This window comes from Trinickia sp. Y13 (genome assembly GCF_029522115.1).
Classification (GTDB): domain Bacteria; phylum Pseudomonadota; class Gammaproteobacteria; order Burkholderiales; family Burkholderiaceae; genus Trinickia.
On record NZ_JAKWFK010000015.1, the window covers coordinates 102,116 to 127,637 of the forward strand.

At 60.5% G+C, this 25,522-nt stretch carries 22 protein-coding genes; 11 read left to right on the forward strand and 11 right to left on the reverse strand.

Annotated features, from left to right (window positions below; translation table 11 throughout):
* Positions 1–17: 17 nt before the first annotated feature.
* From MMB74_RS22535 to MMB74_RS22555, 5 genes are all read right to left on the reverse strand, one after another.
* Positions 18–644, reverse strand: a complete 627-nt coding sequence (locus MMB74_RS22535; protein WP_277430879.1) for a tyrosine-type recombinase/integrase — start codon at positions 642–644, stop codon at positions 18–20.
* 422 nt (positions 645–1,066) lie between these two features.
* Complete coding sequence (locus tag MMB74_RS22540) at positions 1,067–2,680, reverse strand: ATP-binding protein (RefSeq protein WP_277430880.1); 1,614 nt, start codon at positions 2,678–2,680, stop codon at positions 1,067–1,069.
* 83 nt (positions 2,681–2,763) lie between these two features.
* Positions 2,764–3,453 (reverse strand): SIR2 family protein, encoded by a 690-nt coding sequence (locus tag MMB74_RS22545; RefSeq protein ID WP_277430881.1) that lies wholly within the window; start codon positions 3,451–3,453, stop codon positions 2,764–2,766.
* Between the two features lie 640 nt (positions 3,454–4,093).
* Positions 4,094–4,822, reverse strand: a complete 729-nt coding sequence (locus MMB74_RS22550) for a hypothetical protein (RefSeq protein ID WP_277430882.1) — start codon at positions 4,820–4,822, stop codon at positions 4,094–4,096.
* Between the two features lie 634 nt (positions 4,823–5,456).
* Positions 5,457–6,521 carry a GSU2403 family nucleotidyltransferase fold protein gene (locus MMB74_RS22555; RefSeq protein WP_277430883.1) on the reverse strand — a complete coding sequence of 355 codons (1,065 nt, stop codon included), beginning with the start codon at positions 6,519–6,521 and terminating at the stop codon, positions 5,457–5,459.
* A gap of 379 nt (positions 6,522–6,900) precedes the next feature.
* On the opposite strand from MMB74_RS22555, the gene MMB74_RS22560 reads away from it, so the two are divergent.
* The gene (locus tag MMB74_RS22560; RefSeq protein WP_277430884.1) at positions 6,901–7,953 is read left to right on the forward strand and encodes a sensor domain-containing diguanylate cyclase; all 1,053 of its coding nucleotides are present in this window, start codon (positions 6,901–6,903) and stop codon (positions 7,951–7,953) included.
* A 1,056-nt stretch (positions 7,954–9,009) separates the two neighbouring features.
* Here the strand turns inward: MMB74_RS22560 and MMB74_RS22565 are convergent.
* Positions 9,010–9,408: a nuclear transport factor 2 family protein gene (locus MMB74_RS22565; protein WP_277430910.1), complete on the reverse strand. Its 399-nt coding sequence runs from the start codon at positions 9,406–9,408 to the stop codon at positions 9,010–9,012.
* 81 nt (positions 9,409–9,489) lie between these two features.
* Here MMB74_RS22565 and MMB74_RS22570 point away from each other — a divergent pair, with 81 nt between their 5' ends.
* Positions 9,490–10,449, forward strand: coding sequence for a LysR substrate-binding domain-containing protein (locus MMB74_RS22570; protein ID WP_277430885.1), 960 nt, complete (start codon positions 9,490–9,492; stop codon positions 10,447–10,449).
* A 411-nt stretch (positions 10,450–10,860) separates the two neighbouring features.
* Here MMB74_RS22570 and MMB74_RS22575 read toward each other — a convergent pair whose 3' ends face one another.
* Positions 10,861–11,589, reverse strand: a complete 729-nt coding sequence (locus MMB74_RS22575; protein WP_277430886.1) for an alpha/beta hydrolase — start codon at positions 11,587–11,589, stop codon at positions 10,861–10,863.
* Positions 11,590–11,800: 211 nt separating this feature from the next.
* Here MMB74_RS22575 and MMB74_RS22580 point away from each other — a divergent pair, with 211 nt between their 5' ends.
* The 4 genes from MMB74_RS22580 (at position 11,801) to MMB74_RS22595 (ending at position 15,753) form a co-directional block, all read left to right on the forward strand.
* Positions 11,801–12,013, forward strand: a complete 213-nt coding sequence (locus MMB74_RS22580) for a ParD-like family protein (protein WP_277430887.1) — start codon at positions 11,801–11,803, stop codon at positions 12,011–12,013.
* Positions 12,010–12,777, forward strand: a complete 768-nt coding sequence (gene map, locus MMB74_RS22585; RefSeq protein ID WP_277430888.1) for a type I methionyl aminopeptidase — start codon at positions 12,010–12,012, stop codon at positions 12,775–12,777. The genes MMB74_RS22580 and map overlap by 4 nt, the downstream gene beginning before the upstream one ends.
* An 855-nt stretch (positions 12,778–13,632) precedes the next feature.
* Positions 13,633–14,922 carry an MFS transporter gene (locus MMB74_RS22590; protein ID WP_277430889.1) on the forward strand — a complete coding sequence of 430 codons (1,290 nt, stop codon included), beginning with the start codon at positions 13,633–13,635 and terminating at the stop codon, positions 14,920–14,922.
* Positions 14,923–15,183: 261 nt separating this feature from the next.
* Positions 15,184–15,753 carry a YdeI/OmpD-associated family protein gene (locus MMB74_RS22595; protein ID WP_277430890.1) on the forward strand — a complete coding sequence of 190 codons (570 nt, stop codon included), beginning with the start codon at positions 15,184–15,186 and terminating at the stop codon, positions 15,751–15,753.
* 250 nt (positions 15,754–16,003) lie between these two features.
* Here the strand turns inward: MMB74_RS22595 and MMB74_RS22600 are convergent, their stop codons facing one another.
* Together MMB74_RS22600 and MMB74_RS22605 are read right to left on the reverse strand one after the other, a co-directional pair.
* Entirely contained in the window at positions 16,004–16,441 is a 438-nt protein-coding gene (locus MMB74_RS22600) for a YciI family protein (RefSeq protein WP_277430891.1), read from the reverse strand.
* Between the two features lie 224 nt (positions 16,442–16,665).
* Complete coding sequence (locus MMB74_RS22605; RefSeq protein ID WP_277430892.1) at positions 16,666–17,430, reverse strand: SDR family oxidoreductase; 765 nt, start codon at positions 17,428–17,430, stop codon at positions 16,666–16,668.
* A 138-nt stretch (positions 17,431–17,568) separates the two neighbouring features.
* Between MMB74_RS22605 and MMB74_RS22610 the strand changes: the two genes are divergently transcribed.
* From MMB74_RS22610 to MMB74_RS22620, 3 genes are all read left to right on the forward strand, one after another.
* A complete protein-coding gene (locus MMB74_RS22610; protein WP_277430893.1) occupies positions 17,569–18,477 on the forward strand; it encodes a LysR family transcriptional regulator in 909 nt (302 codons plus the stop codon).
* Between the two features lie 120 nt (positions 18,478–18,597).
* Positions 18,598–19,860, forward strand: a complete 1,263-nt coding sequence (locus MMB74_RS22615) for a HipA domain-containing protein (RefSeq protein WP_277430894.1) — start codon at positions 18,598–18,600, stop codon at positions 19,858–19,860.
* Between the two features lie 16 nt (positions 19,861–19,876).
* Entirely contained in the window at positions 19,877–20,194 is a 318-nt protein-coding gene (locus MMB74_RS22620; protein ID WP_277430895.1) for a helix-turn-helix domain-containing protein, read from the forward strand.
* A 69-nt stretch (positions 20,195–20,263) separates the two neighbouring features.
* Here the strand turns inward: MMB74_RS22620 and MMB74_RS22625 are convergent, their stop codons facing one another.
* Together MMB74_RS22625 and MMB74_RS22630 are read right to left on the reverse strand one after the other, a co-directional pair.
* Positions 20,264–21,580 (reverse strand): MFS transporter, encoded by a 1,317-nt coding sequence (locus MMB74_RS22625; protein WP_277430896.1) that lies wholly within the window; start codon positions 21,578–21,580, stop codon positions 20,264–20,266.
* An 87-nt stretch (positions 21,581–21,667) separates the two neighbouring features.
* Positions 21,668–23,134, reverse strand: coding sequence for a M20 family metallopeptidase (locus tag MMB74_RS22630; protein ID WP_277430897.1), 1,467 nt, complete (start codon positions 23,132–23,134; stop codon positions 21,668–21,670).
* 117 nt (positions 23,135–23,251) lie between these two features.
* On the opposite strand from MMB74_RS22630, the gene MMB74_RS22635 reads away from it, so the two are divergent.
* Together MMB74_RS22635 and MMB74_RS22640 are read left to right on the forward strand one after the other, a co-directional pair.
* Complete coding sequence (locus MMB74_RS22635; RefSeq protein ID WP_277430898.1) at positions 23,252–24,148, forward strand: LysR family transcriptional regulator; 897 nt, start codon at positions 23,252–23,254, stop codon at positions 24,146–24,148.
* Between the two features lie 110 nt (positions 24,149–24,258).
* Positions 24,259–25,473, forward strand: a complete 1,215-nt coding sequence (locus MMB74_RS22640; RefSeq protein WP_277430899.1) for an MFS transporter — start codon at positions 24,259–24,261, stop codon at positions 25,471–25,473.
* Positions 25,474–25,522 lie beyond the last annotated feature (49 nt).

Genomic DNA, 25,522 nt, shown 5'->3' on the forward strand with positions numbered 1-25,522 from the left:
CGCCGGCCGCCATGCCATCAAACCTCGGTCTGCTCCGCCATCTCAAGGGCATCGTCGACCTCGATTCCCAGGTCGCAAACCGTGCTTTCCAGCTTTGTGTGTCCGAGCAGCAACTGCACAGCGCGAAGGTTCTTCGTCCGCCGGTAGATCAGCGAAGCTTTCGTGCGGCGCATCGTGTGGGTACCGTATGCGGTATCGTCGAGGCCAATCGATGCGACCCAGCGGTGTACCAGCCGGGCATATTGCCGCGTCGACAGGTGCGGTGACGTATGAATCCGACTCGGGAACAGAAAATCCGCCGCCTTCAGTCCCCGAGCTTCGATCCACGCTTCGAGGCTCTCACGGGTCTGTTCCGTGATCTCAAATTGCACTGGCCGCTGGGTCTTGTGCTGCATGACTGTCGCTCTCGACGCCACTTGGCTTCCGTGACGGACATCCTGGACCCGTAACCGCGTGAGGTCGCACGCCCGCAGCTTGCTATCGATTGCGAGATTGAACATCGCGAGCTCACGAACGTTCGACGCCATCTGAAGTCTCGTCCGGATCGCCCAGATTTCCCGAAGCTTTAACGGCGGCTTCTGCCCGGTGAGCTTGCCCTTGTTCCACGGCACGCGGTGGCCAACCACGACATTCTCGGATTCCATGACAATCTCCTTTCGAGCGAATGGAGATTGAGTGTGCGCCGCGTCGGATGGTCGCAGTTCGACCTATAACTGCCCTTCGGTTCCCCATACCTGAAACGATGGCTTTCAAGATACAACGGCCGTCCGCGCAACGATGGCGATCAGCGGCCTCTCCGCAAAAGCCGACGTTTAGACGCCGATCTGCCGTGAGATTCACAATTGCCAATCGGCGATTGGCTCGGACGACTCGGGGAGTTGGCTGGCTGGGAGTGTGGACGGCACTCGAAAAACGGTACGGCTAGCCCTCCCGATAAGCGGGCTGAACGCCAAGTTATTCTGGAGAGGTCAGCGGCGTGAGGAGGCCGGCCGAGTTCGCATCTTGCGCGCCGGCAGGCCCAAGCATTACATTGCGTAACGGCAAATGCCGCTGGCATTCTGGGCCGTCAGCCCCACAGAGCTTCATAGTTTGCGGATTGCGACGAAGGCGGTCGACGTGGCCTGCAAATTGAGACGGGGAGTGGCATCGGTGAGCTAACCCCGACCACCATCGCTTCGCCCTGACCCAGTGTCGGCAGGAATGAGGCTGCGGAAGCGTCCAAATCACCGCATGCCTTTTCCACAACCGTGCGATCCCGCTCGTTGATGAGTCGGTGGACGATAAACATACCCATCTGACTTAGCACGTCCTCCGGAATATCTCGCGGCCGTTGCGTCGAGAGCACGCAAGTTAACGAATACTTGCGTCCCTCTTTCGCAATCAACCCGAATGCGTCCAGGTCGGTTCGGGAAAATTCGTCGCCGACGGATTTGTCGAGAAATTGATGGGCTTCGTCGAGCATCAATACTGTCGGCATTTGCAGGAAGCGTCCTTCGCGAGCAAGGGCTAACAAGTAGCGTCCGACTGCGTTCGCGACGACTTCACGTGCATTGTGTTCGAAGGACAGAAATTCGAGGCTGATGCGAAGAACCCGCTGGTTCACGTCAGCTAGAAACTCATTGACGACGTCCGGAAGTGATTCGAGGCCGGCTGGGGCAAACAGGCACTCAAGGTTGGGAGACGCGAGTTCGCTTTCGATTCGCGAGAGCAAGGTTACGCAAGCGGACTGTTCGTTTGGCGTAGCCGCGCCCCAGTTGCCTGCAGAGTTGCCAAAACCATTGGGATAGACGCATTCCTCCCATATCTGGTCCGATAGCAGGCTAATGTCGAAGTAAGTGCCGGGGCGATTTAATGCGGGTGCATGCTGAACGCACGCGGCTTCGAAGGGTTGCCTCGGCTGCCCGGATTTCCGAATTCGGCCGTCCTGCGCTAACACGGGAACCAGATGGGCGACTTTCAGGCTGCGGAGCGCTTCCTTGAGCTTCGGAGCCTGCACGCCAGGGCTTGGGCGAAGAAGAACAAAGAGGTCTGACTCGGTGAGCTGCCAGTATGGGAAGCTCAGGAAGCGTCGTGGGTCTGCTGCGATGGTTCGTCGCCCACCAAGATAGGCGTGAGTCACCCCTGGTGCGTCCTGAGTATGGAACTCGCCGGTGGCGTCAAAGAGAATCGCTTTGCCGCGCAGTCGAACAACCTCTTCAACAAGAAGGGCTAACGTCCAGCTCTTGCCACCGCCCGTTGCGCCAAGGATGGCACAATGCCTTCCAAGCAGATGACTCGGTGAAAGCGAAACCATCGTATCGCGCGCGTGTGGAAAGCTGGCGAGCCGGATTCTTCGGTCTTCCGGCGTCCGGCCCGATTCGACGACTTGTTTAATGACAAGCGGATGAGCGGAGAATACGTGCTGACCTATTCGCGGCGCAAGCGGTACACCCCGAAGGGCGAGGCCATTGGTTAGGTCGATTGCGGTTAGAAGCTGGACAACTCCTACCGGATTTGGACGGCCGTCGCCTTCGTGTGTCGGTTCGATCGCCAAACGCTCTCGCTCTGGGAGCCGAGTTTCAATCAGCCGTCCAAGCACCGCATGCTCTTCACCTTCGATTACGACGAATTCACCAACCTGACCGCGCTGCAGCAGATATCCAGCGACGTGCGTGCTGTTCGGAAAAGATGCGAGGGGCAAGTTTACCTCGACCGTAGCAGGCCGAACCGAACAGACGGACCCGATGTAGCGCTGACCGTCGAAGGGGGAGACAACAAGGCCACTCATGCTGCACCAACGCTGCGCAGTCTTGCCACATGCCGCTCCAGGTCCGTCTCCGCGGCAAGGTCGGGTACAAGCGGAACCATCTGCTCGAAGCCGCAGTTAAGCAGGCTGATGCGAGCGTCGCCAGCATTGGCCAAGTCTCGCACTCTAGCGAGGTATCTGTTCGTAACGCATTCTCCGGGCCCTTGTTGTCCCTGACCGTTATCCCACGGAGCAAGTCCGGGGCTCACAACGACCACTTTCAGCGACAGGTTCGAGCGGATCGCCGACATGATAGGTTCAGCTAGGTGGTTATCGTTGAATCCGAAACCGACCACCAGGAGACCTGTGTCGGGCTCGCGCATGGCGGACTGGAACGCACTGATCATCTCCAGGTAAGGCTGTTCGAACGCCAACTCGTATTTTGAATTGCGCGGGTAAATCAGTACAGGCTTTCCGCCTTGCGTCCATTTGGTGATTTCGCCAGAATCCTGTCGTTGCCAGTCGAGTGACCCATGGAGCTTGTACAAGTGGAATGCGTTGGGGATTGGCTCCAACGCCTCCGTGTCGTTCACACGGCGCACGGTTTCGTACGTGAAATGAATGGCGTCGAACGTGGGTGGGACCGTATGGGAGAAACCATCTACCACGACGTAGCGACCTTGGCGCCCCGCCTCTTCGTAGCAGCGGTCGTAGTTGGTGGTGAACACCTTCGTTCGGGATTTGCGCTGTGAACGTCGGGCGGCGCGCCGAAGGAACTCGGTATGAACGGGGAGTGGGTGGTTATCCGAGAGAAAATTCGTTGCCCGGACGATGACACCCTCCGCTGTGGCGATAAAGTTCTCAACGGTCGGTTTTCTGTGCCCCACCAAGGAAGGACTCGGCCAGCCGACACCTTGACAGCAGAGCTTCGATGTCAGTTTTGTCCTGCGGGTGCCCAACTAGCTGCAAAATCCCTTGAAATGTGGGTTTCTGTGCCGCACCCGGTGGCACCGGAGTGTTCTGGGCTGCTTCCGCCTGTTGCCAGAGGTCTCGCATGGTCGGCGCTTTGGCTCCTCCCTGGACGGCTGGTTGTACGCACAGGGATGTACCCAGGCCGGAAAGCACCACAAAATTGGTGCAGCGGAGTACGTCCGAGAGGGCGCGCTTCGCTTCGGAGACAGCTGGGTCTTCCAGCGCGGGCGCTGCGGGAGCCCCTGCGGCGGCAGGAGCAGGTGGTAGCAACAGTGCTAGCCACTGGCCGTTGGTCCTGGAACTGAAGACTTTCATCGCATTCTCTCTTTACGCCGGCGCGCGCGACGTACCGTATTTTTGTTTGCGGGTCATGGCCACCACTGAAGACGTCTTCATTCAGACCGCTGTTCCGGCCCCTGCCTGTAGCCGCTTTACTTCCCGTAGAATCTCGGTGTGGACTTCCGTGCGATCCAGAACGCGAGTGGTGGCTGCCTGAGAAAGCCAGCTCGGACCAACGAGCGACCTGAGGTGCGCGAGCTCCTGCGGCGTCGCGAGGCGACCGAATTGGGAATAGATGCTCATGTGGGCGAGTGTCGTCAATTCGTCGAGGTCACTTGAATGCCCGCCGAGTGAGCGAATCTGACTTTTGCTGACCGTGTCCATCTCGATCACGATTTCCTGCTGACTGCCTTTATAGCGACCCGCGCCTTCCGCGTAGCCGGTGATCGACGCCTTGTTCGCTTCCATGGCAGCCAGAAAATCAAGATCTGTGTACAGACGGTTGATGTTGACGATGATCTGCGCCGATGCGGGCCGCTCGATCGCCACAATCACGCCTTGGTAGTCACTTCCCTGAGGCGGCACCCCATTTTTAAAGGTCATGGCAACAGGATAGCTCAGCGTCCACGATGACACCTTTTCTCTAAGGCAGTCGTCGGCGATCAGGTCCCATACGAAGCCCTTCGTCAGGCCGACCTGACGGTAGCAGCGTTTCACGCTTGTCCGGTATTTCGCCGGAAGCGATGCGCATTGCTCCTTGAGCACTGCAGCCCGCTTCTCCGTGGAACTGCGTTGCCAGTCGCTAACGGCTTGAAGCAGAGACAGTTTGAACTTGTTCGCAGCCATGTGCTTTTGCTTGAAATAATCGAAAAAAGAATGCGGCCAGATTTTCTCACGGCCGTCCGCGCGGGTTAAGGTCGCGACATAAAGCCCGCACCCTGAAAGGAGCGGACTTTATGCTGGACCTCGGATCTTGTCGTCGCCCAAGGGGGCATCGAGGATCGCTGGGAGCGCGTCATCATCGCGCTTTTCCGGTTCGGTTGTGTTATCGCCCATCTCCGCGGATTTGATTCAGTGCGCAGACTGACGCAGCATCGTCGCCTCCAGCGGTTCGAGATCTGCGCACGTCGCGCGTCTCTGCGAAGACCGCTAGGGTGATCGCGCGATCGTCGCATGTGCCTTCGAGCCGCACCAACACCGGGAGCGCCCGCGATGGCCGACTCCGGAGCGTTAATCATTCGCGATCGGATGGCGGGTTTCGGGTTGTTGGTGACGCTTGAATGTCCGAAAGACGCCGCATTTGAACGGCAGCTCATGGCCGAGATGAGCCGATGCCAACTCGACAATCGCCTCCGTCTAAGGGACGGCTCGTAAATCGTTGAATCAAAGGCGCTCGGGTCAAGGCGTGCTCATCCGAAAAGTCCGTCATGACACACGGAACCGGCTACGCCAAACCGAAACGAATCGAACGCCAGCCCCGTCATGCGAGACTCGCTTCGAGTTCGCTCAACGCCCCTTCGTGTCGTTGTCCCATGAGCTTGCGCACCTCCGGCAGCACACGGCGGACGACTTGACGCGACGATTTCGGCAAAGCGGCGCACGCGTCCTCAATATCTCCCGATCGATGCTCACCCATCGCCGCGAGCAATACACAGGCTTGATGCACGTCCTTTTGCGATTTAATCAACATGTTCGTTCGCAGCCTTGAGACCAACAGCTTATGGATGGCGAACCTTCCCGGCGTCGGCAAACGAACGGACACTGCGCCGTGCCTAGAAATCAAGGTAGCCATCTGCGACTCGCCAAGCAGATAAGCCAGGTACGGCAAACCTGTAGCATGCGCGTTCAATTCAGGCACAGCGATAACCGGGAAGCTATCGTCGCTGGACGGTACGAGCAAATAGACGTGAAAACGAGTCGCGCCCGCTCGCTTGAACGATGTCGACGGCATACCTCTCGCCATCGGCGGAACTTCGACAAAGTTGATTCCCGTCTCCTTCAAGATCTCAAGGAGCCCGCCTTTCGGAACATTGCTCAGAGCCAGGAAGTGGCCCCGCGCGATGTCGATGTCCTCTGTTTCGTATGACACGGCTTTGATGCCGAGGCTATTGAGTAACACCGCGTAGGCGTGAGACCCAATCAGCACTGCGCCAGCCTGGAATAGTCCGTGGTTGGAAAGGACACCCATCGTCGCGAAAGTCTTGTTGTCTGCTAATTGAAAACCAAGTTTCGCTAACGCTCGGATGCGCGTGATAAGGCTCTTGGTCGACTCTATCCTCTCTCGAACCCGTTCGACCCGAGCCTCGACCGCTTCGTCTCCGCTAGGGCCGCCGAGATTCTCTTCCAATTTAGTTCCATCCGGCCCCATATATTGACGTGCGTAGTAGATGGCCCCTGCCCGCTTGTGCTCGATGATTGATCCGGGGGCGCCGATCAGCACCTCGCCTTGCGACGCGGCAGCCTGCTCGATGTTGGCGAACTGGGAGCAGTATGCTTGGTCGTGCTGCTCATAGAGGTGGGAATGGAATAGAGTCGGCACCGCCATCTCGCGTTTCAGTAGTTTTCAAAATTCTACTGAAATTTTGCTGTTTTCAGTAATTTTTGACAAACTACTGAAAACAGCATCACTGCGCGCCGATCGTGGCCGGCGCAGGTTCGGAGCAGGTCCCGATGCGACCCGAACCATCGGTGGACATTTTTGCTTCGATACCGCCAACGCACAGATGTCGAACGCGCTTATGTCGCCGGTCATACACATCGGGTGTGCGAATCGATCGGCTACTGCCTTGCGGGGGAATCGTCGAGTGGGTTGACCGCGAGACATCATTCGCTGGACCGGGACAAGGCTTGATCTTGGACCTTCCACATTCAAGGCGCTACTGCTATCTGCCGATAACGCACATAACCGTTATTGGACGATCACGATGAGCCACGAAGACAAAGAACTGCCTGGCAGCGCCCTTCAGGCCGCTTTCCTGCGTCACCAGGACAGCCTCGCCCCGCCCGGGCGCCAGCTCGGTGACGACGATCCCACCGTCTACCGCACGCTGCTCGAATCCACCCGGGCGATCCCGTGGAAGATCGACTGGGCGACGATGCAGTTCGTCTATATCGGCCCGCAGATCGAAACGCTGCTCGGCTACGCGCCGTCCACCTGGAAAACGGTCGACGACTGGGTGGCGCGCATGCATCCGGACGACCGCGAGTCCGTGGTGAACTTCTGCGTCGCTCAGTCGCAGGCGGGCACCGATCACGAAGCGGACTATCGCGCATTGACTGCCGACGGCGGCTACGTGTGGATTCGCGACGTTGTGCACGTCGTGCGCAAAGAGAACGGCGATGTCGACTCGCTGATCGGTTTCATGTTCGACATCAGCGAGCGCAAGCGCACGGAGGAACAACTCGCACAGCTTCAGCGCGAGCTCGAACGCCTGTCGTTGTCCGACAGCTTGACGGGCGTGGGCAACCGTCGCATGTTCGACACTGTCATCGCGCGTGAATGGGCGAGCGCGGCGGCATCGGGCAAGCCGCTCTCGCTTGTGATGGTCGACATCGATTTCTTCAAGTCATACAACGATTATTACGGTCACCTGCAGGGCGATGAATGTCTGAAGCGCATTGCGCGCGTGCTCGGCGAGGCCGCCGGCCCGAACGCGTTCCTAGGCCGGTTTGGCGGCGAGGAATTCGTGCTCGTGCTCGCGGATACCGACGCCGATGAAGCCGTGCGCGTAGCGGAGCGTTGCCGCATGCTGATCGCGGATGAAGCCATCGCGCATCTGCGTTCGCCCCACAGTCAGCGAGTCACGGCGAGTTTCGGAGTGGGCACCGTTGTGCCGAACGATGGCATCGACGTCATGGCGTTCATCAATCTCACGGATGCGCAGCTCTATCAGTCCAAGGACCAGGGCCGCAACCGCATTTCGGCGGTGGACCGGGCGGGTATCGGCGGCGAAGGATTCAAGCTGCAGTCGCGCTGATTCCTTGGTCTAGTGCAAGGAACCGCACCATTGTTGGTCGGGTTGCCGAGACGATTCACCCGCGGCGGCGCGCATCCGGCCTCGGCACGCGCCCTTGTCGACGCTTTCATTGGGCTAGCGCAAACGCGATCGCTCGCGACGCTCTACCTTATTCCGAACGATGAGCCGGCCTAAGCGTTCCTCGCGCGGCCGGGTTCGCCGGCATCGAGCGAAACCACATTGCCGAAGCGAGCGGCGTCGGATGGCCGCCAGAACCCGAATCGAGTATGGAGGAAAGCACATGCTTGCGGACATACCCGCGCACCATACAGCCCGCACTACATCGGGCCCGTGGCCTATAGGGCGTCGCAAAAAAGACATCGCCCACATTACCTGCCGCGCTATGCCACGCCTCGGTCATTCTGCGGGCGCATGGTTTTGTCTGCAATCGCGTAACGGGCAGTTGGACGATATCGCCTAAAGCCATACCCGAATCGGCCGTTAATCAACGTATAAACGACAAGGGGTACCGTGATGCAAGGCAATTGGACGTGGGCTGCCGCAATCCGGGTTTGGTGGGCTTTTACTTGGCGAGCGCTGCTCGCGGGATTTTTGGGCGCATTCGTTGTCGGCCTTCTCGTTGGATTCGTGGAAGGCTTGCTCGGCGGGGCGCGGCACCCGGCGATGGGCGCAATAATCGGAGTGATCTGGGGTATCCCCGCAAGCGTATGGGCGATGCGCTCCGCCCTTGGGCGAACTTATTCGGGATTTCGCATCACGTTCACGAGCACACATTAGACGCGCAAGTGGTCGTAGCACTCGATGGCTATTGCTTTAAGCGCAGTGGAACACGCTTTCCCGCCGGCGGCCCGCTGAGCTGAGAAAGGTTTGATCGTTGGAGCATAACCGGGCGGCCGCTATCTCGAGCGTGATGCCTCTGCTAGCTCGGTCGGCGAAGCTGCTCGCCGCATCGCTATGCTCACCTTCATTCAGGCGATGCCGTGAGATTTCGATAGCGAGCGGGCGCCCACGAGTAGGTTCGGCGGCAGTGTCTTCCGACACACAACGCCCGCACTGCTACGCATATTTATCGCCCACCGTGCTCCGAATCGGATACGTGTCATAAACGATGACCATCCGCTCGATACGGCCGCTTTCATCGAACTCGAATACATCAACACATTCAAATTTCACCGCGGACCCGTCTCTCAGCCCCCAGTCGTAAACGAAATAACCGGTCGCGCGTCGCGCCCCCGTCGCGCTGACGCAAACATCGATGAGCGTGATCCGGCTGTTTCCCGATGCCGCATTAACCTTTGCAAAGAAGGGCTCGGGTTGCATCCAGCCGAGGAAAGGCGAAAATATCTGCGCGTCCGCGGCGAACAAGGCGCAGATTGCGGCCACATCGCCTCGCTCGAGTTCGTGCAGATACGTTCGAATCTGCCGCGTGAAAAGCGCTTCCGTTGATGAGTCCACAATCATTCTCCGAAGGTTTGTTGACAGGTCCGCCCGCACGAGCGCGCGCGCATCCCACGCAGCTACGATAGAGACGCAGCGATGATCAAACAACCCAATAATTCGCAACCCGGGTATGCAGACCGTGCATACCCTTTGGCCGACCTCACGCGCGCTTTGCCGCCACTATCCGCGTACCAGGCGTTCGTCGCCGCGGCCGAGCTGGGCAGCATCAGCAAGGCCGCCGACCATCTATGTCGAACGCAAGGCGCAGTGAGCCGTCAGGTCCAGCAACTGGAAGCGCATTATCGATGTGCCCTATTCGTGCGCCATGCGTCGGGGCTGACGCTGACAGCAGAAGGACATGCTCTGTTGAAGGTGGCCGTAGGGTTGCTCACACAACTGGTTCGACATGCGGACGTCCTCGCCCAATCTGCTTCTGTTCTCACGCTGCGACTACCGTCCACGTTTGCGATTCGCTGGTTGCTGCCGCGGCTATCAGTGATCAATCTCGCGTTGCCAAAGACGGAGTTGCGCATCTATACATCGGCAGACGATGCACCGGATTTCACTACACCCGATGTGGACGCCGTCGTTGTCCGCGGTGCCGGACACTGGGCGGGTATGGACGCGATCCCATTGTTTCAAGAGCGACTGACGCCGATGTGCACGAGGGAACTGGCCGCGTCGCTGCGATCCTTAGCGGACTTGGATCGGGTCACATTGCTCCATCCGGAACACAGCCGTGCAGCGTGGCGATGCTGGCTTGACCATGTTGGTGCGTCCCAGATCGACCCCGAAGGCGGACTCGTCTTCGATACCCTCGAATTAACGCTCACCGCTGCCGCGCAGGGACATGGCGTTGCGATTGGCGACCCTCGGATGGCGAAGGAGCGCCTCGAGACAGGGGCACTCATCATGCCGTTCAATGAGATTGCCCAAAACGGTCTGGGCTATTTCCTCGTATTCCCCTCGCCGCGCGCCGCGCAAACCAAGATTCGCACACTCGCTGACGTCTTGACTCGGCTCGCGCAAGAGGATCCGTCGATACCGGCTCGATAAGCGGCTGCCAAGGCGTTCGGTTCCATTGGCACTTGCCGTCCAGATAGATAATCTCGAGCTTGCGCTCTGCCCGCACCGCGGCACGCAGAAGGTCTGACGAGCCTTTGGGGGCAAGCTGTTTCAACGGCGTGCCAACTAATCGCGACGATTCTTCCAGTTCGCGGCGCAGTTCAGTCGGCAGTATGGCGGCCACCTTCGCAAGCGCGCTCAGTGCGCCCTCCGATAGCGTCTTACCTAGTCGCTCGGCATTTCCGGAACGCCGTCGTTCGTCGTGAGCAGGTAGGTCAAGGGGGGCAAGGCCGCTTGATCGTCGGAGCCCAGGCAGCCGGCGTATTCGAAGACGCCATCGAGACCGCTCTCGCCAAGCAGTGAAGCGGCTCGCGCGACGTAGGGACGCCATCAAAGTCCCCGCTAAGCCAAGAATCGCTTGATTGCTGCTGAAAATTCGACCTCGTCGTCGAGCATCATCAAATGCCCGCTATTCGCAATCGTGTGGTCCCCAGCGCATTTTTTTAAAGCCCAGTCCGGCACACACCACCCTTTGCGGGAATGCTCCCCGGCAAGCAGGTACACCGGATGCCGATCGAAAACCTCTTCGAGCAACCTTAGATAGCCATCGTTTCCCGTAGTCGCAACGACTGACCGGCCCATCGCACGGAGCGTGGACGCCGGCTGATGAGCAAGCCACCGGGCGGCGATCTGGCCGAGATGCGGCGCCGGTTTCGTAACCGAACCGGTGATCCAAGCTAGCGGGTCGGCACGGAAACCCGCCAGCATCGCGTCGGCCTCGGCCTGGCTCATGCGTCCTACCGAGGCGGACCAAAACGCATCGTCCAACGTGAAATTCCCTTCGACATTGACGATCCTGCAAACGTATTCGGGATAAGTCCGTGCGAACAGCATCGCGATTGCGCCGCCAACGGAATGGCCCACGACATCGACCGGTCCGCCTCCGAAATGGGTATCCACATACGCCCGCAGATGCTCGACTTGGCCCGGTAGGGAGATTGCATCGAACGGAACGCCCTGATGCTCGCCGTAACCCAACAGATCAGGCGCGGCGTGTGGCAACTCGTAGCCGACGACGTCGAGCGTGCCGATGAACCCATGAACGAAAACGGTGGGAGAAACGTTGCGCATGTTTTTGTGTTTTTACAGATGGGGCGTGTTCATGTCATTAAGCGGCTTCTTGGATGCATCAAGCGCCGCGCGGCTAGCGAAGTTGTCAGCGGCCTAGCTTACCGCGAGCGCCGAGGATCTCGCTGCCAGGCCAGCGGCCCTCATGCGCCCCTCTTGCCACATAGCCCCATTATCACATATGATCCATATACGTTTCATATACGAGGGCGCCATGGGCATCGTCAACATCGACGACGACTTGCACGATCAAATCCGTAGGGCAAGCGGGGTCTCGTGCCGGTCGATCAACGCGCAAGCGGCCTTCTGGATCAAGATCGGCATGTTGTGCGAAATGAATCCGACACGCAGTTTCAACGAGATCGTCTCGCGCGAACTGCGCGCTGCGGGCGTCGTCGAGAAAGCCATCATGGCGCCGTCGCCATGACGAAACGACCGGAAGAGATCGCGCTGCTGGCTCAGTCCGGCAAGTTGCTGGCCGATGTATTCGCTTACTTGGATCGGCTCGATTTGATCGGCATGTCGACCATGCAGGTGAACGACCTAGTCGATAGCTTCATCGTCAACGAACTCAACGCGCGTCCGGCCAGCAAAGGGCAATACGGGTTCGCCTACGCGCTCAACTCTTCTCGCAATCACGTGGTCTGCCACGGCGTTCCGTCCGCTACCGAGATATTGCAAAGCGGCGATATCGTCAATTTCGATATCACGTTGGAGAAGAATGGGTACATTGCCGATTCGAGCAAGACGTATCTCGTCGGCACCGTATCGCCGCAGGCCGAGCGGCTCGTGCAAGTGACCTACGAAGCGATGTGGCAAGGCATCAAGGCCGTTCGTCCAGGTGCGCGGCTCGGCGATGTGGGCTACGCCATCGAGCGGCATGCTCGTGAAAACGGCTATTCGGTGGTAAGGGAATATTGCGGGCATGGCATTGGACGTGAAATGCATGAACCGCCGCAAGTGTTGCATTGGGGCCGACCTCGAACGGGCCTGGTGCTGCAGGAAGGCATGGTGTTCACCATCGAGCCGATGATCAACCAGGGACGCCATGCCGTGAGAACCGAAGACGATGGATGGAGCGTCGTCACGCGCGACGGGCAATTGTCCGCGCAATTCGAGCACACCGTCGCCGTGACACGTGACGGCGTGCGCGTGTTGACGCTGCGCTCGGAGGAAAGAGCGCTGAACTGATGGGATAAAGGCCGCGGGGGCTACGGCTAGGCCACGCTAGCCGGCTCGCAAAGTCTCCATGAGCGGCCGCGCGGCGCTTAGCGAGTCACATAAGCGCGGCCATAAGGACATCCGGGTCCTGTCCCCGCTATCGATGCGCATGCGACATGCGTATCCTGTTCAACGAATTCCACGGCCGAGGCGGTTGTCGTGACCAAGATGTCCTACAACGATGCCGCTGTCGTTCTATCGGAAAATCTCGAGCTTTGGTTAACTGAGCGCTAGCGCGGACGACCGGCAAGCGTCGCTCCGTGACAGCTTAGACGAGCATTCGCCGTGTTCGCAACGAGGCCGCATCGACCGTGTCGACGAACTTCCGGGCGCTGCCTTAGTTAACTGCTTACGAATAACGCCAAGCTATCGCACAGGCTTGAAAGCTGTCGCGCGATCAGTCGAAGAACGGTTCAAACTTCTTATTCCCGCAGGTTAGAGGATTCCCCAAAGAAGGGCGCGCTCCCGAGCTTGGGCTCGCTCTTGTCTCCTTCCGACAGGCGATTGAACGTACGCGCCAAGTGTCGTTTACGACCGATTTCCAGGCGTAAGCGTGAAAGCTCGATGCGCATTGCGTCCATAGACTCGACGCAGCACCGCGCGGTCGATAGGCGCCGTGGCTGCGAATGCGGCGCGATCGCATTCCCCAAAACGACTGGCGCTAGCGCCGAGTCGGCGCACGTTTGATCGATTCGTTTTTTATCTGGCACACGTGCCGTAAAAAAGGAGATAGGTATGACTTCATTAGGAAAGGGCGTGGCAGTTTCCGCTGAAGCGCTCGGGGGTGAGACGTCCTCGGCGTTCAAACGACGCTTCATGATCAGGATGATCCTCGTTCTGACGGGCGGTACGTTTCTGGATGGCTACATCCTCGGCATCGTCGGCCCCGTGTCCGGCAAGATGACGGCCGAGCTCGCCATATCGCCGGTCTGGGAGGGGCTGATTGCCGCCGGCGCGTTGTTCGGAATTCTTCTCGGTTCGCCGCTGGGCGGATGGGCTGGCGATAAATTCGGCCGCAAGCCACTGTTCCTGCTCGATATGGGCTTGTTCGTCGTCGCCTCGCTCATGCAGTTCTTTGTCGGCTCCATGCATTTCTTCATCACGGCGCCGCTGCAACTGCTCTTGGTGCGATTGCTGATGGGTATCGCGATCGGTGCCGAATATTCCGTCGGTTGGCCGCTGCTGTCGGAATTTTCCCCGTCTCGAATCCGAGGGAGGCTGATGGGCCTGACGCTCATCGCCTGGTACGCCGGTTTCATGTTCGCTTTCGTCGTAGGCTATTTGTTGGATCGCTATACCCATCTTGGGTGGCGGAACATCCTCGGCACCAGCACATACATTGCGATTGCCTTGTTCCTCGGGCGGATCGGCATGCCCGAATCGCCGCGCTGGCTGTGGAGTAAGCGACGTCTCGAGCAGGCACGTTCCGTCGCTCGTCGATATATGAAAAGCGCCGCCGACATGGCCGATGTCGAGCACGAAATCGCGCACTCGGGTGCAGGCTTCGGGATGCTGTTCTCCCGTCAGTATTGGCGCGCCACATTGTTTGTGTCGCTGTTCTTTTTTTGCGTCGTTACGCCGTACTTCGCGATTGCCACCTTCGCCGACGCGGTACTGCAGAAGTTCGGCCTGGCCGGGGGGCTCGCCGGCGGAGTCGGGCTGTCGGCGGTTGCGTTGGCCGGCAGTGTGGCCACGGTTCTGATGATCGATAAGATGGGCCGCCGCGTCCTGACCGTACCGCCCCAGTGGATCATCACCGCGATCCTCGCGGTTCTCGGGATATGGACGAGTGCGCCCGGCGTGGTCGTGCTGGCCCTGTTCCTCGCGTTCTCGTTTTTCAACGCGGGCTGCGGTACGCTCACTTGCATCTACCCCGGTGAGGTATTTCCGACCGAAATCCGGGGGATCGGGACGGGCTTTGCCGCCGCCTTCAGCAGGATCGGAGCTGGGCTCGGCACGTTCTTGATGCCCTGGTCGATAGCCAATCTCGGGTCCTCGGTGACGATCCTGATCGCAGCCGGTATCGCGGCTGTCGGTGCCGGCATATCCCAATGGCTTGCCCCTGAAACCAAAGGCAAGAGCCTGAGCGAAACCGCGTCGGGGTTCTCGCACTAGCGGTCGCACAACGTTGCCGGGCACAGAAGTTTGTCGTGCGCCGGCTGCTGCTGTGGTCTCGCGGCTTGCGAGCTGCCGCGACCGATCCATACGGCTGCGCCGAAACCGAAACCGAAGGCGACGATAGACTTCGGCGAGAGACGGCATAACTAGACTCGCACCACGAAATTCGGGAATTCCAAAATCTGCACAAATCGGTAGTCTGTGAGGTCTGATTGAACCCAAAACCCTGCTGCCTCTATCCAACCAATCGGATCTTGTGTGACTGAGCCTCGACTAACGTTCCTCGACCAGAACGAACGGGAAAACTGGCTGACGCAAAATGGCGAGACGTCGGCTGGTATATGGCTTCGTCTCGCCAAAAGGGGCGCCGGGCAGCTCACGTTGACTTACGAACAGGCGCTGGAAAGTGCCCTGTGTCACGGCTGGATCGATGGCCAAAAGCAGGCTGAAAGCGAAGCGTACTGGTTGCAACGCTTCACTCGACGCTCGGCAAAAAGCATCTGGTCCAAGCTCAACAAGGAGCGCGCAGAAGCGCTGATCGCGGCGGGCAGAATGCGTCCATCCGGCATGCGAGAAATCGAAAAAGCCAAAGAGGATGGCCGCTGGGATGCGGCCTATACGTCCGCTAGCAATTCGGCGGTGCCGAGCGATCTGCAGGCCGCACTAGATGCCGATCCCAGAGCCAGTGCGTTCTTTGCAACCTTGAACGGCCGAAACCGCTACGCCATCCTCTTTCGAATACAGAACGCCAAAAAGCCCGAAACGCGGGCGCGCAAGATCGAGGCATTCGTCGGCATGCTCAGTCGCGGCGAAACCATTCATCCTTAGGCGCGCGAAGGTGGCCAACCGAGGAAAATCGCCGGACACCCACCCTCTGGCTGCGCTGTCGTCTTTGAGAGGATGTGATCAGTGGGCCCGAGCTGACCGGTCGTGCCGACATCGCTTGAATAGGCTCGACATCCAGCTGAATAACGGCCCCGTCCTCGCTAACACATGCGGTGTATCCGGGCTTGCAGCGCGCACAGATCGACTCTAGCCCCCCACTGGCTGACGACTCCGAGGGCACCGTATGTAGCCTTCACGTCCGCGCCTGCCATACCGACGCACTCCAGGTTGGCGCTGCTGCGCGGATGATGTCCAGGACTTCTGGCGGCAGGTCGCCCGCTCCGGTGAGTTGGCGCACCTCGAGTACATCGTCGGTGCCAAGGCCGGATGGTGCGCGTAATGCCCAGGAAATCGCCTCGTCGAGCGATCCAACTTCGATGATGTAAAAGCCGCCGACCAGTTCCTTGGACTCGGCGAACGGACCATCGACGACGTAGCGTTTCCCCTTTCTAACCGCGATTCGCGCGCCCGGCGCCGCTGGGTTCAATCCTTCGGATGCGACGAGAACGCCGGCGTTGTACATCTCTTCGTTAAATCGCATGTACGCCGTGAGAAGGGCTTCGTCCAAGCCGCCGCCGGCATCCGGGCCGTCATTGTCTGCGCTTGCCTGTGCTGTGATGATGAATCGCATCGTCGTTCTCCTGAGTTGAAGGGTGCTTCACGACTACGACGAGCGAAGGGCTGTAGCTTCGACAATTGCGGTCGAGTTCCACGACTCGTGTCGCCATCCACGCACCCGATGACGACCGCGCCAATATACAGTTCAAGGCGTTGGCGTTGAAGCCGACGGAGCGCGATCTACTCTCGTCGACTTCAGTTCCAACGAACCGTCTCGGCTGCCCCTCCGCAACCCCATCACGTACGCGTAATCGATGCGCCTCCATCGACAAGCGAAGCGGTACCGGTGACAAACGACGAGTCGTCGGACGCGAGATACAGCACCGAACGTGCAAGTTCCTCAGGCCGCGCAACGCGCTTGAGCGCATGCAATCTGGTCACGAAGGCTTGCGATTCGGCCGTGTCGTTCATGTCCCGGTACATCGGCGTGTCCACCGCACCCGGCAGGATGGCATTGACGCGCACGCCTTGCGGCCCATACTCGGCGGCTAGCGCTTGCGTGAGTCCAATCAACCCCGCTTTGCTAGCAGCGTACGCGGCCGTGCCCGGAAAGGCGAATGAATAACCGACGAACGTCGACGTGAAGATGATCGACCCGCCGCCTTGCTTCAGCATTTCAGGGATTTGATGCTTCGCTCCCAAAAAGGCACTCGTCAAATTGGTTGCCAATGCGGCCGACCAGCCAGCTTCCGACACTCCCGTGCTCGGACCCATTTCGCCCAAGGTGCCGGCGTTGTTGTACGCGATGTCGAGGCGGCCGAAGCGGCTCACGACCAGCGCAACCAAAGCTTTCGCAAAATCCTCCGACTGCACGTCGCCCGCCAGAAACGCGGCTTCACCGCCGGCGCTCGCGATCTCGCTAGCGAGCGTTTCGAGTTCGGCTTCACGGCGCGCCGCGATCACCACTTTTGCGCCTTCCGCAGCAAATAGCTTTGCCGTGGCTCGACCGATCCCCGCACTCGCGCCGGTGACGATGGCTACTTTTCCGTTCAAGCGTTCCATGTTCAATCTCCCTCTGCAGTTTGCCGACCGAGGCTCAGTGCCCGGCCCGTGAGGTGCAATATAGGCCTCAGTCAGATACGCGAGAAGGCATAAAAACTGGGTATATCATTCAGCATTTGTGAATGATCCGGGCATGCAATGGACCGACTACGCGCTTTCGAAGTGTTCGTGACGGTGGTGAGCCGCTGCAGCTTCACCCGCGCGGCCGCGGTGTTGGACACGTCCCCTGCGAACGTGACACGCTATGTCAATGAGTTGGAAGCGCATTTGGGCACGCGTCTGCTGAATCGCACCTCACGGAGCCTTTCTCTCACGGAGGCTGGCGAAACCTTTCACGCCCGCTGCAAATCAATCCTCGACGATGTGGCAGAGACAGAGGGGCTCGTGTCGTCCGCGTCGGTCAAGCCGCGCGGCCGTCTGCGCATCAATGCGCCGGTCAGTTTCGGAATTCGCTATCTTGCGCCGTTATGGCCCGAGTTCATGCGGATGTATCCGGAGGTGGAGCTCGACGTTGCGCTGATCGACCGCGTCGTCGATATCGTCGAGGAGGGCTTCGACCTCGCCATTCGTATCTCACGCGCAGGCTCGACCAACCAGGCGGCGCGCAAGCTTGCGACATCGAGGAATGTCTTGTGCGCATCGCCCGCCTACCTTGCGCGTTCGGGGTATCCGGCTACGTCGGCGGACCTTACCGGGCACCGATGCATCGGCTACTCGTATGCGGCCACCGGCGACGAGTGGCAACTGATCGACAGCGACGGCAGGGCACACACGGTGAAAGTCGATTGCCACATGCATACGAACAATGGCGATACGGCGCGCGCCGCCGCGCTCGCGGGTCACGGCGTGATTCGGCAACCCACGTTTCTCGTCGGCAACGATTTGCGCGCCGGCACGCTCGTTCAAGTGCTGCCTGAATATCGTTTGCCTAACATCGACGTGCTCGCGTTGTTCCCGAGCCGCCGGCATCTAAGCGCCAAGATTCGCGCGATGATCGATTTCCTGGTGGAAGCGTTCGGCGGATTGCCGCCGTGGGATCGGACGTGACGGCGGGTCATCGAGCGTCATGCCGATACGGCCAATACGGTCAATGCGCTTCGTATAAGAGGCGTAAAAGCCTCAAAAACCCGCATTGTGCTACATTTATGAGGCCTAAGGAGTGGCCCTATGAATTGCGCGCTGCAAATTTTCCTAGACGATGCTTGGCTCGACTGTACGCAGATCGAGCATGAGAACGACCGCTGGCACTGGAATCACCACGTGATGTACGCGGTGGAACACGCCGATGCCCCGCTGTCTCTCGCCGAGCCCGTAGACACCGATATCCGAGCGGCTCGGACCATGCCGGCGTTCATGTACGATTTAGTCCCGCAAGGGGAGGGCCGCCGTTTCCTGCTCGGCGAACTGAGGCTACCCGATGGGCCCAGTGCCGACTTTGCGTTGATTTGCGCTGGCGCATTCAATCCTGTTGGTCGCATACGCGTGGCCGAAGCGGTGGATTACTTCGACGCGCACGTGGCGCGCCATCCTGCCGCGCGCGGCCTGCCCGGCCTCACGATTGACGATGTCGTGATGCGTAGCGCGGAATTCAAGGAAACGATGTTTTTGCACGGCATGCTTGGCACCGGCACGACCGGGGTCCAAGGCGCAGCGCCGAAATACCTGCTGACGCAAGACAGAGAGGGTCTGCTTCACGGCGATGCCATCCTGCCCGACGCCGATGCGGCGCAGCACCTGATCGCGAAATTGCCGCGCGGAAAAAGCGCAGCCGACGGCAAAGTGCTGCGTAACGAAGCTGCGTACATGCATGTAGCGGCCGCGCTCGGCATCCGAACGCATTTCGCGTTGCCGATGCTTCACGGCGATGTTCTGCTGGTGCCGCGCTTTGACCGAGCTGTACGAGACGGGAAAGTGATCCGCATTCACCAGGAGAGCGTGGCGTCTGTCCTCGGTCTGACCGGCTTCGACGTGCGCCCTACCCTCTTCGAAGTCGTGTCGGCAATCCGCAGGGTGGCGACGGATCCGGCAGCCGAAACACTCGAATTTATCAAGCGGGACGTGCTCAACCTCGCGATGAGCAACACGGACAATCATGCGCGCAATACGGCATTGCAGGTGGTGGAGGGCAAAGTCCAACTCACGCCGCTGTTCGACTTCGCGCCGATGTACCTCGATCCCGAGATGATTTCGCGTGTGCTTAGATGGTATCGGCCGGATAGCCGCGTTGAACTTACGGACTGGGCCGATGTGCTCTCAACGTTGCCGCTGCCCGAGAGCGAACGTGAGGCGCTTATGCAAGCCTTGCGGCAGTTCGCCGTGCAGATCGAAGGTCTAGCCGACATCATGGATGCGCAGGGAGTCGACCACGACATCATCGAATTCCTGACGCATCCCATCGACACTCAGGTTCGACAGCTGAAAGCGCTTTGACCCGCAGAGGCCCGCCATGCCACGCCGTACCCGACCGACTCGTGACGAGCAGAACGCTCTGCGCCGCGCATTCTACGAAAAGATCGAGCGAGGCGAATTGACCATCCCCGAAGCCATCAAGGCAATGCGCGAGATGACAGGCTTAACGCAATCGGAATTCGCCGCGCATCGCGGCGTCAGCCGCCGCGTCATTCAGGACATCGAGCGCGGCACGGGGAACCCAACCGTCGACTCGCTCAATAGCGTCGCGAAACTGTTCGGACTGCGCGTCGGCTTCGTGCCGATCAGGCGGAAAGACGCGCTCTCGAGCACGCCCACACCCGAGCAGCGTTAAGCGATGCCACCGGAGCATACCTTCGCCTGATTGGCCGACGGCGTATTCATGCCCGCATCGCAAGAGGCGTTACCGCGACCCTTGCGCCGCGAGCCGCCCATTCTCCGCTATCCCCTTCACCCGGCTCACCGATGCCAGCGCGGCAAGGCTAATCATCGCCGTCGCCATGACATAAAAGCTCGGTGCGCTCCGATTCGCCGTCGCACTGATCAACCACGTCACGATCACGGGCGTGAACCCGCCGAACACCGTCACGCCCACGTTATACGCGACCGACATGCCAGTGGAGCGCGTCGCCGTCGGAAACACCTCCGACATCAACGCGGGCAACGCCCCGAAATAAATCGACTTCAACAGCGCGAGCCAAGCAACGAGCGCGAAGAGCGTCAGCGTGGACAGATGATCGAGCGTGTACGAGAAAGCGGGATACGCGGTGACGACGAAGAGCAGTGCGACAGCCGTCATCTGCGCGAGTCTGCCGATGCGATCCGACAGGTATCCGGCAACAGGCGTCACGCACGTGAGGATGACGCCGCCGATCATCGTCGCCGCGAAGCTGGTCTGCGCAGGCAGATGCAACTCGCGGATCGCGAAGGTGGGCACGTACTGCAGCAGGTAATTGACCGACGTCGATACGGCTAGCGCCCCGGTTGCGACCAGCATCATGCGCTTTTGCGTGGCGAAGACGTCGCGCACGGGCGTTTCCGTGCGCACCGCTTCGGTGAAGTCGGAGGCATCTTCGAGAAAGCGGCGCAGATACAATCCCACCGGGCCGATCAGCAAGCCCAAGAAGAACGGCACGCGCCAGCCCCAAGCGTCGAGCGCTTCGTGGCTCAGCCATCGACTGAGCGCGAAGCCGCACGTTGCCGCCATCAGCGTCGACAAGCCCTGCGTCGCAAACTGCCAACTCGCGAGGAAGCCGCGCCGGTGCGGGGCATGTTCGATCAACATCGCCGTCGATGCGCCGAACTCGCCACCCGCCGAGAAGCCTTGTATCAACCGCGCTGCAAAAACGCCGATTGGCGCAGCCAACCCAATCGTCGCGTAGCTCGGCATTAGCGCAATGATCGCCGTGCCCACCATCATGAGGCTGACCGACATCATCAAGGCGGCTTTGCGTCCACGCTTGTCGGCATAGGCGCCCAGCACGACGCCGCCGATCGGGCGGACGAGGTACGACGCGCCGAAAGTGCCGAACGTCAACAACAGCGACGCGGTTTGATCGGTGGTCGGGAAGAAGTGCCTGCCGATGTAGATCGCGAAGAATCCATAGATCGCGATGTCGAACCATTCGAGTGCGTTGCCGGCTGATGTCGCAAAGACGATTTGCATGAGGCTCAATGGCTTGCGCGTGCTAGTACGCGAAGACGTGCGGGTGGGGTTCATCGCGACCTCGATCGGTTGCTTGACGATGATGAAGACCGGCGTCGAGACACCTCGGCGCCGAAGTTGAGCGGGCGTGGCCGAATCGGCCTATTCGATAACTGAAGCATGGGGCGCCGATGCTTCGCTGCTAGCGGTGCGTGCTTCGACGATGCGTCGCGCGTCTTCGCCGAGGTCCCACCAGATTCCCGCCATGACCCCGAGCGCCTCGCGGGCGACAGAGCCGAGCAGATGTTCGTTTGGTGCGTGTTGCGAGCATGCGGGGTATGAGTGTGGGATCCAAAGCGTCGGCAATCCGAGGGTGTCGGCAAAGACATCGTTCGGCACGGTGCCGCCGAGGTTCGGCAGCAACGCGGGTTTCTTGTCGGTCGTATTCGCAATCGAGCGCAGCGCCCAATCGACCCATGGGTCCTCGGGATCGAGGCGCGTGGCGGCCGCCGTGCGCGTCACGCACACTTGCACCTCGGTGAACCCGTGGCGGGCGAAATGCGCCGCCAGATGTTCCGCGATATGCGCACTGTCGGTACCGACGACAAAGCGCAATTGACACGTTGCGCGCGCCACGGGCGGGATCGCATTGACGGGCGCATCGGGGTTGCCAGCCTTGAATGCCAGCACTTCGAGCGTATTCCAAGCAATGACGCGCTCGGTCGGCGTCAAGCCCGGTTCGCCCCACTCGGGGTCGATTTCGGGCGCGTTGGCATCGCCGCCCAATTCGATATCGGCGAGGGCGCGGCGGACGGCATCGGAGACGGGCGGCGGACGCAATCCATCGACGACGATGGCGCCGCGTGTGTCGACGAGGCTAGCAATTGCATGCGCGAGCACGATCGCCGGGTTGCGCAACACCCCGCCCCAATTGCCGGAATGGTGTGCGCCTTCGCGCAGATCGACCGTCAAATCGAAGTTCACCCCGCCGCGCGAACCTAAAAACACCGTGGGGCGTTCGCCGCTGACACGCGGCCCGTCCGAAGCGATGAACACATCGGCGGCAAGCGCCGTGCTCTCTAGCGTGCAGATCTCGTTGAGGCCCGGCGAGCCGATCTCTTCGCCCATTTCGAAGATGACCTTCACGTTGTAGCCGAGCCTGCCGCCGCGCGCGTCGAGCACTGCGCCGAGCGCCGCGAAATTGATCGAGTGTTGGCCCTTGTTGTCGGCGCTGCCGCGTCCGTACCAGCGATCGCCTTCCACCGTCACTCGCCATGGCGCGAGACCGGCGCGCCATTGTTCGTCGTAGCCGCGCACCACATCGCCATGGCCGTATGTCAGCACGGTCGGCAGGGATGGGTCCTCGATGCGTTCGGCGATGAGAAACGGCGCACGCTCGGCGGTGGGATTGGCCGCGATCCGGTACGTAAAACCAAGCCGCGCGAGCGTCGGGGCTATTTCGTCGGCAAGGTACGCGTGGAGCGCATCCGCTTGAGACGGGTTCTGACTTTCAGTGCGAAAACCGATGCGGCGCGTCAAATCGTCGAGCAGTCGGCCGCTGTCGTACGCCTGCCTTGCGCGCTCGATTGCATCTGCGCGTCGGTTTTCGGTGAGCAGGCTCGCAGTCATGGCATGTCCTCGGCTGGCTAATGACACCGAGGTTAGGAACGCCAAAAATTCGCAACAATTTCAATTTTGTCGATTAGGCTTGCCGAAAAGGCAACGCAATCTTTTGGAGTGAGACACATGCTGCACGGAATCGCCCTGCGCTACTTCGTCGAGGTCGCGCGCACGGGATCGCTCGCCGCCGCCTCCGAGCATCTGCACGTCGCCGTCTCAGCAATCAGCCGACAAATCGGCAAGCTCGAAGAAGATGTCGGCGCGCCGTTGTTCGAGCGGTTGCCGCGCGGCATGGTGCTGACCGAAGCGGGCGAATTGCTAGCCGAGCACGCCCGGCGCACGCTGCTCGAGGCCGACGCGGTGCTCGGCGACATTTCAGCGGGCAAGACGCGCGGCGGCCGGCTCGTGCGCATCGCATGCACGGAAGGTTTCACGCGCTCTTTCCTGCCCGCTGTGCTCGCACGGCATCGCGCCGTCGCACCGAATGCGCGCTATGCGTTGCGTTCGGGAACGCCCGCGCAGGTCGAGCATTGGGTGACCGTGGGCGAAGTCGATATAGGAGTGGCGTTTTCAAGCGGCAATACGCCTGCGCTCGATGTCGCGTATTCGATCGAGATGCCGGTGCGCGCGTTGCTTCACATCGGCCATCCGCTTGCAGCGCAAGCCTTGCTGACGCTGGCCGATTTGCAGGCCTATCCCGTCGCTCTGCTCGAGCGCGGCACGACGGTGCGCCAATTGTTCGATTTGTGTTGCTCGACGCGCGGCATTCGCATCGAGCCGGTGCTGAGCAGCAACAATTCGGCGGCGCTGCACGCTTTCGCGGCGCTTGCGGGGGCGATCACGCTCGGCAGTTCGGTGGCGTTGAAAGGAATGACACACGAGACGTCGCTCGTATGGCGGCCCATCGACGAACCGGTGTTGAATCAACGCGTGCTGCAGGTCAGCACGATGCGCGAGAGAAGGCTCCCCGCTGTCGTGAAGGAATTGCTCGCGACGATGGTGGAGATGATTAGGGATGAATAGCGGCGCGCGGCGCTTGCACCGGTGCACTTCCGCGCTGTCGCGCTGTCGCGGCGTTGTGCCGGAACATCGCTTGCTGGCCTCATGAGAAGCGACTTCTCCAGAGGGATTCGATGTTTACGACGCGTTCATGGCACCAGGCGACGCTCGGCAACCCCGCATCGTTGTGCGCCGCCGCCGTTTTGCTCGGCGTGATCTATGCAGGCAGCACGATCGTCACCCCGCTCTACCCCCTTTATCAACGCACGTTTGGCGTATCGGAGGTGACGATCACGCTCGTGTACGCCACTTATGTCATCGGCAATTTGGGTGCGCTGTTCGCGTTCGGGCGCATCTCCGACCAGGCCGGGCGTCGGCTCGTGAGTCTTCTCGTGCTGGCCGTCGGCGGCGTGAGCACGTTGTTGTTCTTGTTCGCCGAGCATCCGGCCATGCTTTTCATCGCGCGTGCGGCCAGCGGCCTGGCGATCGGCGTGGGCGCCGCCACGGCTACGGCCTGGATTGCCGATCTGCATCGCTCCGCCGATAAAGCGTTCGCGAGCCGCCTCGCGGCGGCCGTCAACTTGATCGGCCTCGCGGTGGGCGTATTGGTGTCCGGCCTGCTCGCGCAGTTCGCGCCGCAACCGCTGCGCACCGTGTATGTCATCTACGCCGTGCTGTTGCTGGTTACTGCGGCGGTCGTCGCGCGCACGCGCGAGACCGTCGAGTCTCCCGTCCGCGCTTCCGGCCAGCTTTCACTGAAGCCACGCGTCGGCGTACCGGCCAATGCGCGCGTCGCCTTCATTGCGCCCGCCGTGACTGCCGTCGCCACCTTCGCCTTGCTCGGTTTCTATGCGGCGCTCGCGCCGAATCTGCTCGCCAGCAGTATGCGGATGCACAGCCCCGCGCTGAGCGGCGCGGTGGTCGCCGAGCTCTTCGCTGCCGGCGCGATCGCGGTCGTCGCGACGCCCATGCTGGCGCCGAAGATCACGATGTTCATCGGCTTGTGGCTGCTTCCGCCAAGCCTCGGCCTGTTGTTGTGGGCGCAGATCGCCGGATCGCTCGCCCTGCTGATCGCCGCGACGGCGCTTTGCGGCATCGCAACCGCATTTGGATTTCGAGGCAGTTTGCAGGAAGTGAATCGAATTGCACCGCCCGAGCGCCGCGCCGAAGTGCTGTCTGCGTATTTGCTCTGCTGCTACGGCGGTAACTCGCTGCCCGCCGTCGGGGTCGCGCTGCTGTCTCGGCAAATCGGGCATCTTGGGGCGAATGTGATCTTCGCAGCGGTATTGGTGGTGCTCGCGGCGATTGCGTTGGTGATTGGGGCGCGCCAGGGGCAAAAGGCGCATTGAGCGAAAGACGCTGCGCATTCGTCCCAGGGCCTGGCCGTGGAGTGTCGCG

What these genes read in the sequence shown, in the direction of transcription:
- MMB74_RS22535 (WP_277430879.1), bottom strand. Translation starts at nt 644, where the DNA reads ATGGAATCCGAGAATGTCGTGGTTGGCCACCGCGTGCCGTGGAACAAG.
- MMB74_RS22550 (WP_277430882.1), bottom strand. Translation starts at nt 4,822, where the DNA reads ATGGCTGCGAACAAGTTCAAACTGTCTCTGCTTCAAGCCGTTAGCGAC.
- MMB74_RS22555 (WP_277430883.1), bottom strand. Translation starts at nt 6,521, where the DNA reads ATGGCGGTGCCGACTCTATTCCATTCCCACCTCTATGAGCAGCACGAC.
- MMB74_RS22560 (WP_277430884.1), top strand. Translation starts at nt 6,901, where the DNA reads ATGAGCCACGAAGACAAAGAACTGCCTGGCAGCGCCCTTCAGGCCGCT.
- MMB74_RS22570 (WP_277430885.1), top strand. Translation starts at nt 9,490, where the DNA reads ATGATCAAACAACCCAATAATTCGCAACCCGGGTATGCAGACCGTGCA.
- MMB74_RS22575 (WP_277430886.1), bottom strand. Translation starts at nt 11,589, where the DNA reads ATGCGCAACGTTTCTCCCACCGTTTTCGTTCATGGGTTCATCGGCACG.
- MMB74_RS22580 (WP_277430887.1), top strand. Translation starts at nt 11,801, where the DNA reads ATGGGCATCGTCAACATCGACGACGACTTGCACGATCAAATCCGTAGG.
- map (WP_277430888.1), top strand. Translation starts at nt 12,010, where the DNA reads ATGACGAAACGACCGGAAGAGATCGCGCTGCTGGCTCAGTCCGGCAAG.
- MMB74_RS22590 (WP_277430889.1), top strand. Translation starts at nt 13,633, where the DNA reads ATGATCCTCGTTCTGACGGGCGGTACGTTTCTGGATGGCTACATCCTC.
- MMB74_RS22600 (WP_277430891.1), bottom strand. Translation starts at nt 16,441, where the DNA reads ATGCGATTCATCATCACAGCACAGGCAAGCGCAGACAATGACGGCCCG.
- MMB74_RS22605 (WP_277430892.1), bottom strand. Translation starts at nt 17,430, where the DNA reads ATGGAACGCTTGAACGGAAAAGTAGCCATCGTCACCGGCGCGAGTGCG.
- MMB74_RS22610 (WP_277430893.1), top strand. Translation starts at nt 17,569, where the DNA reads ATGGACCGACTACGCGCTTTCGAAGTGTTCGTGACGGTGGTGAGCCGC.
- MMB74_RS22615 (WP_277430894.1), top strand. Translation starts at nt 18,598, where the DNA reads ATGAATTGCGCGCTGCAAATTTTCCTAGACGATGCTTGGCTCGACTGT.
- MMB74_RS22620 (WP_277430895.1), top strand. Translation starts at nt 19,877, where the DNA reads ATGCCACGCCGTACCCGACCGACTCGTGACGAGCAGAACGCTCTGCGC.
- MMB74_RS22625 (WP_277430896.1), bottom strand. Translation starts at nt 21,580, where the DNA reads ATGAACCCCACCCGCACGTCTTCGCGTACTAGCACGCGCAAGCCATTG.
- MMB74_RS22630 (WP_277430897.1), bottom strand. Translation starts at nt 23,134, where the DNA reads ATGACTGCGAGCCTGCTCACCGAAAACCGACGCGCAGATGCAATCGAG.
- MMB74_RS22635 (WP_277430898.1), top strand. Translation starts at nt 23,252, where the DNA reads ATGCTGCACGGAATCGCCCTGCGCTACTTCGTCGAGGTCGCGCGCACG.
- MMB74_RS22640 (WP_277430899.1), top strand. Translation starts at nt 24,259, where the DNA reads ATGTTTACGACGCGTTCATGGCACCAGGCGACGCTCGGCAACCCCGCA.